The sequence below is a fragment of the Qipengyuania rhodophyticola genome (genome assembly GCF_042493225.1).
Classification (GTDB): Bacteria; Pseudomonadota; Alphaproteobacteria; order Sphingomonadales; family Sphingomonadaceae; genus Erythrobacter.
Genome location: NZ_CP170454.1, coordinates 1,850,862 through 1,865,432, shown reverse-complemented (window position 1 = coordinate 1,865,432; position 14,571 = coordinate 1,850,862). Strand labels below are relative to the sequence as shown.

The window sequence follows — 14,571 nt, the reverse complement described above, 5'->3', positions numbered from 1 at the left end:
TACCCTCCCTCTAATTCAACTTTGCCCGCGATTGAAAGCGTTTTTCGTTTTGAGGCTCGGCTTTTCCAGCCATGGTTGATCGGGCCAGCGGTGCTTGGGGTAGCGCCCCTTCATATCCCTGCGCACATCGGCCCAACTACCACGCCAGAAGCCAGGCAGATCGCGGGTCGACTGGATTGGGCGGCCCGCCGGGCTGGTGAGCTTGAGCAGCAAGGGTGTGGTCCCGATCATCGGATGCTGATCGAGCCCAAACAGCGCCTGCACGCGAATCTCGACGCAGGGCGCATCATCGCCGGAATAGTCGATTTTGTGACTGGTGCCCGCTGGCGAGGTAAACTCGCGCGGCGCAGTCTTATCGAGCATCTGCTGCGTATCCCAATCCAGCAATCCAAGCATCGCATCAACGCGCGCATTCTTCGGCACATTCAGATCGCGGCCGTTGGATAATAGCGGCACGAGCCATACTTCCGCGTTCTTTTTCAGACTCTCAATACTCAGCGCATCAATGCCCGCATAATTTGCGCGGGCTAGCAGCGCTGGTGGGCACCACTGCTCCAATTCCTCGCAGCATTTCTCGACCAAGAGCTGCGTGACTTCGTCCTGGTCCGGCTTGCTATCGGGACCGCTTGCGAGGGTGATTGCGCCAAGCCGCCGCTCCAGCCGGGCTTCCACGCGGGCATCCTTCGCGTTCCAGCGAAGGATAGATTGCTCCTCAATCAGATCACCTAGATGACGCTCAAGATCCTGCTCAGAAATCTCTGCTGCGGCAGTGATCCGCGCGCCCTTGGCCTGACCTTGCGCGTCGGAAATAACGAGCCACTCCGCCCGCGAAAGCGGTGAAGTTGGATCGAGCTGAAACCCGCGACCACCCGCTGCAATCCACTGCTCGCCGGAGTTGTCACGCCGCTTAGCAATGAAATCAGGCCGCGCAGCAGCTAGAAATAGCGCCGGGTTCCGATGATCCGGCATTGTCTCTGAAACGAGCGCCTGCGCCGCCTTGGCCCAGCGCATGGCAAGCTTGCGAGACGCATCAGCGCGGCTGCCGCGGTCCCCGTTCCAGCGCGATAGCCGTTGCAACAAATCCTCTCCGCGTCCGCCTAGCCCGCGCTCTTGCTGAAGCAAAACCAGCTTCGCGACCTCAAGCGCCTGACCTGCAGACGCACCATACAGAATCGCAGCAGCCGAAACCGGATCAACCGGCAGCGATGCGATCTGCTCACCAGATGGCGTGATCTTGCCACCCTCATCAATCGCGCCGAGTTGTCGTAGCGACTTCCGCGCGGCGGCTAGCGACGCCTCTGGCGGTGTGTCCAGCCACTCCAGACTAGCGACATCTTGCACACCCCATTTTGCGAGCTTTAGCATCATAGGAGCGAGGTCAGCGATCTCCATCTCCGGCGGGTCAAATTTTGGCCGACCGCCATGCCCGCCCTCTTCCCACATGCGATAAGCAACCCCCGGCTCTTGCCGTGCTGCGCGCCCTGCCCGCTGAGCAGACGCGGCTTGGCTTGAGCGACGCGTCACCAGATGCGTGGTGCCAGCCAGCCGATCAAACTCAGCGCTGCGTGAGAGCCCGCTATCCACCACGACGCTAACCCCATCAAGCGTCAGCGATGTCTCTGCAATCGCGGTTGCGAGCACTATACGGCGCCTGCCATCTGGATCACGGCGAATGGCTGCGCGCTGATCGGCGGGTTGCACTTGCCCATGAAGCGGCAGGATTTGAGCATCGCGAAGGCGCGCTTCCAAGCGCTCGCGCGTGCGCTCAATCTCTCCAACGCCGGGCAGAAAAGCGAGAATATCACCCTCCTCTTCACTCCGCCATGCAGTAAGCACCGCCTGTTCCATCGCCTCTTCAATGCGCAGATTGGGCGAGCTGCCTAGCCACTCGGTCCGCAAGGGGTATGCGAGCCCTTCGCTTTCGATCACCGGCGCATCTTCACCGAGCAGGCCAGCAAATCGCTCGCCATCAATCGTTGCTGACATCACCACCAGCCGCAAATCTTCGCGCACGATGCCTTGGCTTTCCAGCGTCAGCGCGAGCCCTAGATCCGTATCGAGATGCCGCTCATGCGCTTCATCAATCAGCACCGCAGAGGCACCGTCCAGCTCCGGGTCATCAATCAGGCGGTTCACAAAAATTGCCTCGGTCATTACGACGACGCGGGTTTTGGCAGACTGTTTTGTGTCCAACCGCGTGACATAGCCGATTGTCTCCCCCGGCTTTTCACCAAGGATTTCGGCCATGCGTTCCGCCGCTGCGCGCGCAGCCACACGGCGCGGTGAGGTCAGCAATATTTGCCCCTTACACCAAGCCTGATCAAGCAAAGCGGGCGCAACCGCAGTCGTCTTACCAGCGCCCGGTGGTGCAATCAGGACAGCGCTGTTCCTTGCGCGTAACGCGGCAAGAAGCTCCGGCAATACATCGTTGATTGGGAGCGGCGCGGTCAAAATCCTGCTGTCAGAACCCGCGCGATACGGCGAACTGTGCTGCTTCGCCCATTGCTGCACGCGCCGCGCCGTCAGGAAAGATTGAGATCGCATCAATTGCGCGCTGCGCAAAGTGGCGCGCGCGGCTGCGCGTGTCAGCCACAGCGTTATACTTCTCGATCAGCGCGATGGCTTCGGCCAGATCATCATTGCTGGTACGGTGCCCACCAATCGCGGCCTTCCAAAATTCGCGTTCATTTGTATCACCGCGGGCATAGGCCAGAATAACCGGCAGAGTCATTTTACCCTCGCGGAAATCATCGCCGCGCGCCTTGCCCATCTGTGCCGCGTCAGAATCGTAGTCGATCGCGTCATCCACCAGCTGAAACGCAACACCTAGATTACGGCCATATTCATCCAGCGCCCGCTCTTGCGATTCGTCGCATTCGGCGACTACCGCCGCGATCCTGCTGGCCGCCGCAAACAATGCCGCCGTCTTCGCACGGATAATCTGAAGGTACCGCTCTTCGCTCGTCTCGATCTTGCGCTGAGCGGTGAGTTGATCAACTTCGCCCTCAGCAATGATCGCACTGGCGCCGGACAGTATCTTTAGCACTTTCAAACTGCCGTCTTCAGTCATCAATTCAAAACTGCGGCTGAAGAGAAAATCGCCTACGAGCACCGTCGCCGGATTGCCGAAGATAATGTTAGCGGCCGCCTTGCCGCGCCTGAGATCGCTGCCATCGACCACATCATCATGCAGCAGCGTTGCGGTGTGAATAAACTCAACCGCCGCAGCGAGCTTGTGATGCCGTGTGCCTTGATAACCGACCAGCTCAGCGCCCGCCAATGTCAGCATAGGACGCAAACGTTTACCGCCGCCCGAAATCAAATGGCCCGCCAATGCAGGGATGAGCGGGATTTCGCTCTGCATCCGGTCAAGGATAACCGCATTCACCGAGTTCATTCCCTGCGCGGTTAAGGCCATCATCGGATCGAGCGAAGCAGGCTCCGGCGTCTTGCGGGAAAGAGGAATAATATCAGCGCTCATAGCAATGAATGCCAATGCTATGCTGCGCGCTTCTTGGCAAGATGAGAAATGCTGCTAGCCTCTTGCACTATGAGCAATGAACCCCTGACTTCGGACGAGAACACACCAGACGGCGACGCCATGTTGAACGGATACCGCAAGAGCATCGATAACATCGACGCTGCGCTCATTCACATTTTGGCGGAGCGGTTTCGCATCACTCAGGCAGTCGGGGAGTATAAGGCCAAAGCGACTTTGCCGCCTGCCGATCCGAACCGCGAAAAAATCCAGATTGAGCGGCTACGCAAGCTGGCGAGCGAGAGCGATCTCGACCCGGAGTTTAGCGAGAAGTTCATCCGGTTTATTATCGATGAGGTGATCCGCCATCACGAGCGAGCACGGAGGGGTTAGCTCACCGGGCGCTTGTAGTACCGAAATGGTAACCACCCGGCGACATATTCCCAGCCTTCGCCGATGGGTTTAGTGAGGACGGTGCGCTGATACTCCCAACGAGTTTCGCTCTTGCGGAAAAACAACCTGAGAGCCGCTAGCGCGACAAGCTCCAAGCGATCTTCTCCTGCAGCGCTCAGCAAATCCAGTTCGTTGAAGGCGGTGGCCCCCTTGAGCACGATGAAGCCGTCGGCCTTATGTTCATCTTCAGTCGATCCGCCACCAAACCTTTGCTGCGCGGCCTGACGAGAGATGCCCAGCAAATCACCGATGTCAGCCCAGCTATGTTCAGCACGCCTGGCTCCATCCACCCAATCCTTCAGCGAATTTTTTGCCTCCTCGGAAGTCACATGCGCTGCAACTACCATTTCAGAATACGAGCTTCGATCATTGGGCTCAAACTCGCGATCCTGCTCATTCAGCCAATTGATCGGGATGTTCCGAACTGACTTGCGAAGCAGCTCTTCGTTTTCAATGTTCATGAATTGCTCCGTCAACTTTATATTGACAGCTTAGCGTCGTGATGTCGTGATGTCAACTATTTGTTGACGCACCTTCATCTGATCGTGGCAGCGACAAGACAACGAGCAATCCGCCAAGATCTTCGCTTTCCTGAAGCTCCACCGAGCCGCCGTAAATCTCCGCCACATCGCGCACGATCGCAAGGCCCAGCCCTGTGCCGGGCTTGCCTGTGTCGAGGCGCGCGCCCCGGTCAAAGATATCATCGCGCTTCTCTGGCGGGATGCCCATTCCATCATCTTCGATCCAGATCACGCATTGTTCGTTCTCGGGTTCAATATCGATTGTCACAAAGACGCTGCCACCGCCATATTTCGCAGCATTCTCGATCAGATTTCCAAGGATTTCATCCAGATCCTGACGCTCAATCGCGACCATGGCGGCATGCTTGGTATCAATATCAAACCGCGTTTCAGAATAGAGCCGCTCAACTGCGCGCTGCACAGCCTGCGCGCTTTGATCGACGCTCGTGCGCGCATGGCCAACCGCGCGCCGCCCAACTGCCCGTGCCCGCGCAAGATGGTGATCAACATGACGCTGCATCGTGCGCGCCTCACGAATTGTTGTGTCAGCAAGATCATCGGCGCGCGCTGTCGCGGCATTGGTCAGAACCGTCAGCGGCGTCTTAAGAGCATGGGCGAGATTGCCAGCATGCGTTCGCGCTTCTTCCGCTTGCTGCTCAGTGTGTGCAAGCAGGCCGTTAATCTCTTCAACCAGTGGCTCGACCTCCAGCGGCAAAGGTTCTGTAATCCTATTCGCACCTGACGAGCGCAGCGCCTGAATTGCGGCACGAACACGCCTGAGCGGTCCGAGGCCAAACCAGTTTTGCAAAGCGGCCATGGCCATCAGACCAATCGCCAGCGCGGCGAAGCTCCAGATCAAAATTGAGCGGATTCTGGTGATTTGAAAGTCGAGCTCTTCGCGGCTCGCGGCGACCGTGAACCACCATTTCGTATCACTGCCCGGCAGATAGACCGAACGCTCGGCTATACGTAGCGGTTCATCAGCAAATTGGTTGGAATTATGCATGTGGATTGCATCACCCTCATGGTCACCGCGCACTTCCAATGTGCGATCCCAAAGGCTGCGCGATGGGTAGTCCTCAAAACCCTCGCCGCTGATTTGCCAGTAAAGACCGGAGTTTGGCTCCAGAAAACGCTGATCACCTAGTGTTCGGTTGAAATAGACCTCACCGCCAAAATCGACCTCTGCTGAAGAGATCATCGCAGTGAGCATATATTCGAGCTGTTCATCGAAATTGCGCTCGACCAGATTGGTGAGCGTGCGATCGAGGGCGAAGCCGCCGCCGACCAGCAAGATCAAGATCCAGCCAGCCGCAATCGCCATCATCCGGCTTGCAAGACTGCGCCGCGCTCGCGGTTTCGCTTGGCTTACAGCTGCGCCCGCAGCTTCGCCCCCACCGGCTTCGCCACCGGCGGGCTGCTCACCATCGCGCAAACGCTCATTTTCACCAGCGCTGCTCGCGCCAGTATCCTCAAGAGGCTCGAGGCGCGTCTGCGGGGTCGTCGAGGCTGTAACCGAGTCCACGTATTGTTGTGATCACTTCTGCACCCAGCTTCTTACGGATGCGTGTAACAAAGACCTCGATCGTATTGGAATCGCGGTCAAAATCCTGGTCGTAAATATGCTCAATCAGCTCAGTCCGGCTCACCACCTTGCCTTTGTGATGCATCAGATAGCTAAGCAGCTTATATTCCTGCGCGGTGAGCTTTACCGGCTCCCCGCTGAGCGTCACGCGGCCAGAACGCGTATCAAGGCGAACATTACCAGCGGTCAACTCGCTTGAGGTATTGCCCGAAGCACGGCGGATAAGCGCCCGCAAACGCGCGATAAGCTCTTCTGTCTGGAACGGCTTGGCGAGATAATCATCAGCGCCAGCATCGAGGCCAGCCACCTTATCAGACCAGCTATCACGCGCAGTCAGCACCAGCACAGGGAAATCGCGCCCCTCTTTGCGCCACATGCCGAGCACGGTCAGCCCGTCAATCTCGGGCAGGCCAAGGTCGAGAATAACAGCGTCATAATCTTCGGTGCTACCCAGAAAATGGCCGTCTTCACCGTCGGTCGACAGATCAACAGCATAGCCATTTTGTTCCAGCGTCGATTTGAGCTGCTGGCCCAGTGTCGGCTCATCCTCGACGATCAGAATTCTCATGCGTTCATATCCCTCAATTGCCGATCCATCACCTTGCAAAAGCTGTGATGCGGCATGTTTCGTTCATGTACATGAACACGTCAACCTGAACGACAAATTTGCGAGACTACAAAATCGGGGGATTAGCGGCTGCGCTTAAGCACCCGGCCAGTGCGCGCATCGACATCGACAAACATTACTTTGCCCGAACGAATGAACTTGAGCCGGTAAGCAAGTGCCGTGGAATCGTAAGCAAAGCCAAGATATTCCGCATTGCCCATAGTGGGCAAAACGCGCGCCTCAATCTCGCGGGCGCGCATGATGTTTCCGGCACGCATTTCCTGACGCGCTTTGCTTTGATCCTCACGCGATTGCGCAGCTGTAGGGGCAGCAACAAAGCCGCTCTGCACCAACGCCGCGACCAACACCGCAGCTAGCAATTGTGTGAACCCTCGCTTCATGATGATCGCTATACCCTCGAAGCATTGAACATCTAGTGAATGCGCGCCTTTCAGCACGTTCAGAGTCATGAATAAAGGTTAAGGCGCGCCTGTCATCTCATATTTGACCGAGATGGACACAGACGTGCCGACTTCGCCCGCTGATATTGGAGTCGACGCCGGTGAGGCAGCCGCGACATCGCGCACCATCATCGCTTGCGGGCGCGGCCCCGAAGTAAAAATACTTTCCGAAACTTCCAAGATGCGAACGTCCGAATATCCGGCTAGCCGCGCATAATCGCGTGCCATTTCCATCCCGCGCGCGAATGCCTTGGCGCGGGCCTCGGCCTTAACCTCAGCATCATCTTCGAGGCTGAAATTGGGCCCAGAGATATTGTTTGCCCCGGCCAGAATCAACGTATCAAGCGTCTCGCCAACCTCATCGAGATTGCGCAGTCGGACCGACACGGAATTGATGACTTGATAGCCCGTTAGGACCTGGAGTTCATTTTCTCTGTCATAGTCATATTTCGGGCGGACGCTGAAATTGCTAGTCTGAATATCGTCTTCGTCAATTCCCATTTTGCGCAGCTCAGCGATGACTGCGCGCATGTTGGCCGCATTTTCCCGCATCGCTGCGGTGGCGGTGGGCGCACTGGTAATTACCCCAGCGCCCACTTGCGCCACATCCGGCGCAGATTGAATGGATTCACTGAGCATCAATTCAACCACTGGGCCATTTGTCTCAATTTCAATTGTCGCAGCGATCGCCGGTGCTGAGAGCCCGCTCATCAACATCAATGGAATGGCAAAACGGATCATGAATTTCCTCCTGTACATGGCCGTGACCTGCTTAGTCACCGCTATGGGCTGACGCGTGGCTGAACGACGCAACACTCTTGCGGCTGCTTACGACTACGCCTAACCCGCCCCGCTCATGGCGCAACCTCCAATTCTCAGCCTCGAAGGCATTGGCCTGCAACAGGGCGGGCGCTGGCTATTCGGCGGCCCCGGTACAGACGGCCTTAACCTGCATGTCGCCCCGCGTGACCGGCTTGCCCTAATTGGCCGGAATGGCGCGGGCAAGACGACGCTAATGCGCTTGATCCAGGATTTGATCGAAAGTGATCGCGGCGCGCGTAAGGTCAAGCCCAACATGCGCATCGTCATGTTAGAACAAGAACCTGTCTTTGACGGCTATGAAACGCTCGCCGACTGGGCACTGGCGGACCGAGCGACCTCCGATGGCGCATTGGCAGGCGATCACGCCCCGGAAGAGCATGAGGTCGATGCGATTGCAGGACAGCTCGGCATTGACATGAGCACACCGGCCGAGGGCGCAAGCGGCGGTGAAAAGCGCCGCGCGGCGATTGCGAGGGCGCTAGCGCAGGACCCCGACCTACTCTTGCTTGATGAGCCGACGAACCACCTCGATCTCAGCGCGATTGATTGGCTGGAGGATTGGCTCACGCGGTACAAAGGCGCCTTCATCACAATCAGCCACGACCGGACGTTTCTAAAGCGTTTGACCAAGGCGACACTCTGGCTTGATCGCGGCGCTTTGCGGCGCAAGGAAGTCGGCTTTGGCGGGTATGAAGCTTGGGAAGAGCAGGTCTATGCCGAGGAAGCACGCGCGGCGGAAAAGCTGGACGCGAAGCTCAAGCTGGAGGCGCATTGGCTGGAGCGCGGCGTAACCGCGCGGCGCAAACGCAACCAGGGCCGCCTCGAGAAGCTCTATCAGATGCGCGCTCAACGCGCCGCCATGATCAGCGACAGTGGTTCGGCCAAGCTGAAACTGACAACCGAAGAGGACTTCAAGAGCAAATCGGTCATCGTCGCAGACAAGATCAGCAAGGCCTATGACGGCGTAACCATCATCAAGCCGTTCTCTTTACGGATCCAGCGCGGTGACCGCATCGGCATTGTCGGTGCCAATGGTGCGGGCAAAACGACGCTGCTCAAAATGTTAACCGGAGAGCTAGAGCCGGACAATGGCACCGTCACCATCGCGCGAAACTTAAGCGGTGTAATGATCGATCAGCAGCGCCGCCTGCTCGCTCCGGGCAAAACCGTGCGCGACATTCTGGCAGAAAGCGGCGACTGGCTCGATGTGCGCGGCAATCGCAAGCACGTGCAGGCCTATCTCAAAGACTTCCTGTTCGACCCCAAGATCGTCGATACCAAGGTCGATATTCTCTCGGGCGGCGAGCGCTCCCGGCTGCTTCTGGCGCGCGAATTCGCCAAGGCCAGCAATTTGCTGGTGCTGGACGAGCCGACCAATGACCTTGATCTCGAAACACTTGATCTTTTGCAAGAAGTGATCGCCGACTACGACGGCACGGTTATGATCGTCAGTCACGATCGCGACTTTCTCGACCGCACAGTATCGGTGACGCTCGGCCTTGATGGCAGCGGCCGGGTTGATGTGATCGCAGGCGGCTATGCCGATTGGGAAGCGAAACGCCGCGCTCCGGTAGGCAAGAAAGTCAAAGCCGCGCCTGTTAAGAAAGAAACCACTATATCTGCTGCGTCAGCGCCCGCAAAAACCCACAAACTCTCCTACAAAGATCAGCGCGATTACGAATTGCTGCCCGCTCGGATTGAGGAACTCGAGGCCGCCATTGAGCGCGGCGAAGAGATTCTCTCTGACCCTGAGCTTTTCACAAAAGACCCGCAGAAATTCGCGAATATCTCCAAAGGGCTGGAAAATGCCCGGACCGAAAAGGACGCTGCTGAAGAGCGCTGGCTGGAGCTCGCCGAAAGAGTGGAAGGATGAGCGCCGAGCTTCACCAGGAAATCTCCGCCTGCCAAATCTGCGCAGACCATTTGCCACACGGCCCCCGCCCCGTGGTGCAATTTTCCTCGACGGCACGGCTGCTGATTATCGGCCAGGCACCAGGCACAAAAGTTCACGCAAGCGGTATCCCGTGGGATGACGATAGCGGAGACCGGCTGCGCGAATGGCTAGGTGTCGACAAGACGACATTCTATAACCCGGACAAGATCGCGCTCATGCCGATGGGGTTTTGCTATCCCGGCAAAGCGCAGGGCGGCGATGCACCTCCGCGCAAGGAATGCGCGCCGCAATGGCATGACCGGGTCCTCGGGACCCTGCCCAAGGACCGTCTGACTTTGCTGGTCGGAACCTATGCGCAGGAGTATTACCTGCCGCACACCACGAAGATGTCGATGACCGCCCGTGTCCAAGGCTGGCGCGACTACTTACCTGAGATAGTCCCCCTCCCCCATCCCGCATGGCGCAGCGCGATATGGATGAAGAAGAACCCTTGGTTTGCATCTGAGGTGTTGCCCGACCTTCGCCGTCGCGTTTTTGACACAATGCGCTCCTAAAAATCACACTGGAGCACAAAGGAGAGCTGCTATGTCAATTGAGCAAGTCGCCCAGAATTTTTTCAATGCAGTCAAAGAGGACAACACAGAAGCGTATCAAGCCATGTGGTCAGATGACATCGTGAGCATGGAGCCCGGCAACGGTCCCATGAACCGCGTCGAAGGCCGTGAGCAATTGCTCGAAAAACACGCATGGTGGAATGAGAACGCTGAGATGCACGGGTTTGAGATGGCGGGCCCCTTTGTCGTGGGCGAGCAATTCGCAGTTAACTACTCAATGGATGTGACCATGATGGGCGAACGCAGCCAATCATCAGAAACCGCCATCTACACCGTTCAAGATGGCAAGATTGCAGAGGAGCGGTTCTTTTACGAAGCTGCGGAAATGCCGGAGTAAGCCCGCGGTCGTCAGTGGATGCGGTAAAAGTCAGCCACACGGTCCAATGCAATCTTAAGTACGAGCTTGCCGCTGCGCGCGGGCCATTGCAACGCTTTCTCAGCAGTCGGCAATCCTTCGCCTCCGCATACCACGTGCCACAGAACATCTTTGAGTCCTGAGCCTGCCTCCATCATCGCCGCGTCGAAACGCTGCTTGGCCGCTAGCTGACGCTCGGACGCGGTCAGATCCTGCTCACCCGTGGAGCGGATCCGCACCGGCTCCCACCGCATAGTGACCGACGGGGAAAGCTGCGCGCGCTCGTAATCGGCCAGCAAGCGCTCGCCCGCATGATATTGGCGCTCATCCAAATGCCCGCGGGCATGAAGCCAGCTAATCGGGGATTCGGCGAGGTTCATCGTGACGGTGCGCTTTTTGCCTTTGGCCCCGCTTCCCCGGCGCGGCCCCTCTTCGGTCAATTCACGCTCGACTAAAACCGGCTTTCTAACCTCAGATACCATGCTCGCCTCACCTTCCTGTGATTATCTGTAAGCAAGTCCCTTGCAAAGATTCGGTTCGTGTAGGAAAGAGGAAAAACCAATTTGGTTATCGGAGGTTTGCTGTGATCAATCGTATTCGCACCATTCGCAAGGAAAAGGGCTGGACGCTGGCCGATCTGGCAGAAGCCTGTGATCCAGTCACCACTCCGCAAACTATTGGTCGGCTCGAGACAGGCACGCGCACTCTGTCGCTAAAATGGATGGAGCGCTTGGGCGCTGCACTTGAGGTCGACCCTGAATTGCTGGTCCGCTCAGAAGAAAAGGCGACAGCGCAAATTGTCGCGACTCTAGATCAGGACGGCCCCGAGGCGCTGGACGCTCCCTGCGATGCGCTGCTCGCAACTGACCTTACGCAAGGCGGCCCGCTGATGGTGCTTGAGGTGAGCTACCCCCAAGGCGAATATCGCCCTGGCGACCAATTATGGCTGAGGCAGCTTGATCCGGAAGACGCGCATAAAGCGATCAATCGCGACGTGCTCGTGCCGAAGAAGGCTGGCCGTTTTGCCTTTGGACGCTTGATTGACCGTCAAGAAGGGTTGGTCGGCCTACTGCCGCCAGGCCATGGCCAAAAGCAGGAAATCATCGCCGAGCCAGCTTGGATTGCCGTCGCTGAGATGTTGATCAGGCGCCTTTAGGAGGATCGCTGCGTCAAACTTCGCCGCGCGCGACCCGCTCTTGGCGATCCGCCACTGTCTCTTCCGGAACGAAGCTATTTGGGTTTACGCCAAGCCAGATGAGCAGCGGCGCGGCCATATAGACCGAGCTATACGTACCCACGACAAGCCCGAGGAAGATCGCTGCGACGAGGCCAAAGAGGCTCGCAGGCCCCATCAGCAACAGCGGCAGCAATGCGACGGCGAGCGTCAGCGATGTCATCACCGTTCGGGCCAGGGTCTCATTGACTGACAGATCAAGCAGTTCGACCAGCGGCATCTTACGATACTTCTTCAAGTTCTCGCGAATGCGGTCGTACACGACAATCGTATCATTCAGCGAATAACCGATGATCGCGAGTATCGCTGCGATAATCTGCAGGCTGAACTCTAACTGGAACAGAGCAAACATGCCCAGTGTCAGCGACACGTCGTGGAACAGCGCAAATAGCGCGCCCGCGCCAAACTGCCACTCAAAACGGATCCAGATATAGAGCGCCACGGCAAGCATTGCAGCGACAAGCGCAAGAATGGCATCCTGACGAAACTCGCCTGACACTTTACCCGAAACCGAATCCACGCCGTCAATGCGCACGCCGGGATGGCCATCGCGCAATGCGGCAGTGATCGATTGTGTCATGCGGTCAGCAAATTCTTTGTCGCCCTCTGCCTCGGGCGGGAGCTTTACGCGGATCGAGACCTCATTGGGCGCGCCAAACCGCTGAATAATGGGATCGCCGACTGTCGGCAGCGCGCCAACCGTGTTGCGCAATTCTGCAATGGGCGCCTCTGCTTCACCAACAAAGGTCGCGCGAATTTCCTGCCCGCCCGCAAAGTCGACCCCGTAATTGAGGCCCTGTGTGAACACCAAAGCCCAGCTGGCGATGATCAGACCAATGCTGAACACGAAAAACGGCACGCGCAGCTTGAGGAATTTGATGTTGGTGTCCTCGGGGACAAGTTTGAGCAATCTCATTTTCTCTCTCCCGTCACAGGCTTAGGTCGCTTGGGCGTGCTTTGCGCAGCCACCCCGCGACCCACATGCGCGTGAGCACAACGGCGGTGAAGACACTGGTGAACAGGCCAATAATCAGAACGATGGCGAAGCCTCGGATCGGGCCAGAGCCAAACAGGAACAGCAGCACACCCGCGATGAAGTTGGTGATGTTCGCATCGTAAATAGCCCGTGTTGCCTCTTTATAGCCGTTCTCGACCGCCGCAATGACGCGCCTCCCGCGCTTTCGCTCCTCGCGAATACGCTCGTTGATCAGCACATTGGCATCGACCGCCGCACCGACCGTAAGGACAAAGCCGGCAATTCCGGGCAATGTCAGCGTCGTGTTGAGGCCAGCCATAATGCCGAGCACCATCAAAACGTTGAACACCAAGGCGATCGTCGCGTAGATACCAAACCGGCCATAGCTCGCGATCATCAATGCGATCACCGCAACGGAGCCAATCATCATGGCAAGCGTGCCTTTGCGGATCGAATCGGCGCCGAGGTCAGGGCCGACTGTGCGTTCTTCGATCACCGCTAGATCAACCGGCAGCGCGCCAGAGCGAAGCGAAATTGCTAGGTTATTCGCTGTCTCGACCGAAAAGCTGCCCGATATTTGCGCCGTACCGCCAAGAATTGGCTCATTAATGTTGGGCGCCGAGAGCACCTCACCATCGAGAATGATCGCGAACGGCTTGTTCACATTTTCCGTCGTCAGCTTGGCAAAACGGGCACCGCCTTGCTGGTCGAAGGTAATGTTGACCACAGGCTCATTGGTTTGCGGATCAACGCTTTGCTGCGCATTGATAAGATTGTCGCCGCGAATGCCGCCCAGCCGTTCCACAGCCAGCGATGTGCCAGCAAAAGCCGATTCTTCTGAGAAGGGGAAAATCTGGCTGCCCGGAGGGGCGCGGCCCTGCTCAACATCTGTCGGCAAAGCGGTCTGATCAACCAGTTTGAATTCTAGTTTGGCAGTCTGCCCTAGTAGGGCCTTGAGCGCATCAGGGTCATCAAGACCAGGCACCTGCACCACAATGCGTGTATCGCCCTGCCGGATGATTGTCGGCTCACGTGTGCCAAGCGCATCAATGCGCTTGCGAACAACTTCAGTGGCGCTGTCCATCGCGTCAGTGACTGCTTGATCTAGGCCAGCACTCGTCTGCTCTAAGACAAAGCGGTTGGAATCAATGACGGACAAGTCCCATTCGCGCACCAACCCGGTGCCATCCATCAGAGGCAGGATGATCTCGCGCGCGCGGTCAACCTGACTGGGATCATCCAGCAAAAAGCTGAGCTGCCCATCTCGTGTCGACACATCGCCGATGCGGATCCGCGGCTCCGCCTGACGCAGGGCGCCGCGTACCGCTTCTTCCATATTCTCAAGGCGCTGTGCCGCGACCTGAGACTGCTCCGCCTCAAGCAAAATGTGACTGCCGCCAGCCAAATCGAGGCCCAAGTTAACGGTCGGGTTGGGCAGAGCCTCCGGCCAGCGCAGGTCAGTCGTCGCAAAGATCGACGGCAGCGCCGCAGCGATAGCCACGGCCGTGATCAACCAGAGCCAAGTCTTCTTCCAGGGGGAAAAATCGAGCATGTGTCGCGAACTCCTGGCG

15 protein-coding genes are annotated in these 14,571 nt (G+C 57.7%); 5 read left to right on the top strand and 10 right to left on the bottom strand.

The features are described 5' to 3' along the window. Window positions 1–15: 15 nt before the first annotated feature. Window positions 16–2,451 (bottom strand): ATP-dependent helicase HrpB, encoded by a 2,436-nt coding sequence (gene hrpB / locus ACFCXQ_RS08870; protein WP_379549800.1) that lies wholly within the window; start codon window positions 2,449–2,451, stop codon window positions 16–18. 10 nt (window positions 2,452–2,461) lie between these two features. After that, window positions 2,462–3,481 carry a polyprenyl synthetase family protein gene (locus ACFCXQ_RS08865; RefSeq protein WP_379549798.1) on the bottom strand — a complete coding sequence of 340 codons (1,020 nt, stop codon included), beginning with the start codon at window positions 3,479–3,481 and terminating at the stop codon, window positions 2,462–2,464. Between the two features lie 69 nt (window positions 3,482–3,550). On the opposite strand from ACFCXQ_RS08865, the gene ACFCXQ_RS08860 reads away from it, so the two are divergent. After that, window positions 3,551–3,871 carry a chorismate mutase gene (locus ACFCXQ_RS08860; RefSeq protein ID WP_379549796.1) on the top strand — a complete coding sequence of 107 codons (321 nt, stop codon included), beginning with the start codon at window positions 3,551–3,553 and terminating at the stop codon, window positions 3,869–3,871. Here the strand turns inward: ACFCXQ_RS08860 and ACFCXQ_RS08855 are convergent. The 5 genes from ACFCXQ_RS08855 to ACFCXQ_RS08835 all read right to left on the bottom strand — a co-directional run bounded on the left by ACFCXQ_RS08855 (window position 3,868) and on the right by ACFCXQ_RS08835 (window position 7,846). Beyond that, complete coding sequence (locus ACFCXQ_RS08855) at window positions 3,868–4,392, bottom strand: hypothetical protein (protein WP_379549795.1); 525 nt, start codon at window positions 4,390–4,392, stop codon at window positions 3,868–3,870. The two genes, ACFCXQ_RS08860 and ACFCXQ_RS08855, sit on opposite strands and share 4 nt — an antisense overlap. A 52-nt stretch (window positions 4,393–4,444) precedes the next feature. Then, complete coding sequence (locus ACFCXQ_RS08850) at window positions 4,445–5,779, bottom strand: sensor histidine kinase (protein WP_379554612.1); 1,335 nt, start codon at window positions 5,777–5,779, stop codon at window positions 4,445–4,447. A gap of 145 nt (window positions 5,780–5,924) precedes the next feature. Then, a complete protein-coding gene (locus tag ACFCXQ_RS08845; RefSeq protein WP_379549793.1) occupies window positions 5,925–6,605 on the bottom strand; it encodes a response regulator transcription factor in 681 nt (226 codons plus the stop codon). A gap of 122 nt (window positions 6,606–6,727) precedes the next feature. Then, the gene (locus ACFCXQ_RS08840) at window positions 6,728–7,045 is read right to left on the bottom strand and encodes a PepSY domain-containing protein (protein WP_379549791.1); all 318 of its coding nucleotides are present in this window, start codon (window positions 7,043–7,045) and stop codon (window positions 6,728–6,730) included. A 78-nt stretch (window positions 7,046–7,123) separates the two neighbouring features. Next, window positions 7,124–7,846 (bottom strand): SIMPL domain-containing protein, encoded by a 723-nt coding sequence (locus tag ACFCXQ_RS08835; protein ID WP_379549790.1) that lies wholly within the window; start codon window positions 7,844–7,846, stop codon window positions 7,124–7,126. Between the two features lie 115 nt (window positions 7,847–7,961). Between ACFCXQ_RS08835 and ACFCXQ_RS08830 the strand changes: the two genes are divergently transcribed. The 3 genes from ACFCXQ_RS08830 to ACFCXQ_RS08820 are packed head-to-tail and all read left to right on the top strand — an operon-like array spanning window position 7,962 to window position 10,772. Continuing rightward, window positions 7,962–9,800: an ABC-F family ATP-binding cassette domain-containing protein gene (locus ACFCXQ_RS08830; protein ID WP_379549788.1), complete on the top strand. Its 1,839-nt coding sequence runs from the start codon at window positions 7,962–7,964 to the stop codon at window positions 9,798–9,800. Beyond that, complete coding sequence (locus tag ACFCXQ_RS08825; RefSeq protein WP_379549786.1) at window positions 9,797–10,375, top strand: uracil-DNA glycosylase family protein; 579 nt, start codon at window positions 9,797–9,799, stop codon at window positions 10,373–10,375. The genes ACFCXQ_RS08830 and ACFCXQ_RS08825 overlap by 4 nt, the downstream gene beginning before the upstream one ends. Before the next feature lie 31 nt (window positions 10,376–10,406). Continuing rightward, on the top strand, window positions 10,407–10,772 hold the full coding sequence (locus ACFCXQ_RS08820) for a SnoaL-like domain-containing protein (RefSeq protein WP_379549784.1): 366 nt from the start codon (window positions 10,407–10,409) through the stop codon (window positions 10,770–10,772). Window positions 10,773–10,783: 11 nt separating this feature from the next. On the opposite strand, the gene ACFCXQ_RS08815 is transcribed toward ACFCXQ_RS08820, so the two are convergent. Continuing rightward, window positions 10,784–11,272: a DUF6456 domain-containing protein gene (locus ACFCXQ_RS08815; protein WP_379549782.1), complete on the bottom strand. Its 489-nt coding sequence runs from the start codon at window positions 11,270–11,272 to the stop codon at window positions 10,784–10,786. Between the two features lie 101 nt (window positions 11,273–11,373). Between ACFCXQ_RS08815 and ACFCXQ_RS08810 the strand changes: the two genes are divergently transcribed. Beyond that, window positions 11,374–11,946, top strand: a complete 573-nt coding sequence (locus ACFCXQ_RS08810) for a helix-turn-helix domain-containing protein (protein ID WP_379549781.1) — start codon at window positions 11,374–11,376, stop codon at window positions 11,944–11,946. A gap of 13 nt (window positions 11,947–11,959) precedes the next feature. Here the strand turns inward: ACFCXQ_RS08810 and secF are convergent, their stop codons facing one another. Both secF and secD read right to left on the bottom strand, forming a co-directional pair. Then, window positions 11,960–12,940, bottom strand: coding sequence for a protein translocase subunit SecF (gene secF / locus ACFCXQ_RS08805; protein ID WP_379549779.1), 981 nt, complete (start codon window positions 12,938–12,940; stop codon window positions 11,960–11,962). A 13-nt stretch (window positions 12,941–12,953) separates the two neighbouring features. Next, window positions 12,954–14,552 carry a protein translocase subunit SecD gene (gene secD, locus ACFCXQ_RS08800; RefSeq protein ID WP_379549777.1) on the bottom strand — a complete coding sequence of 533 codons (1,599 nt, stop codon included), beginning with the start codon at window positions 14,550–14,552 and terminating at the stop codon, window positions 12,954–12,956. Window positions 14,553–14,571: the final 19 nt, after the last annotated feature.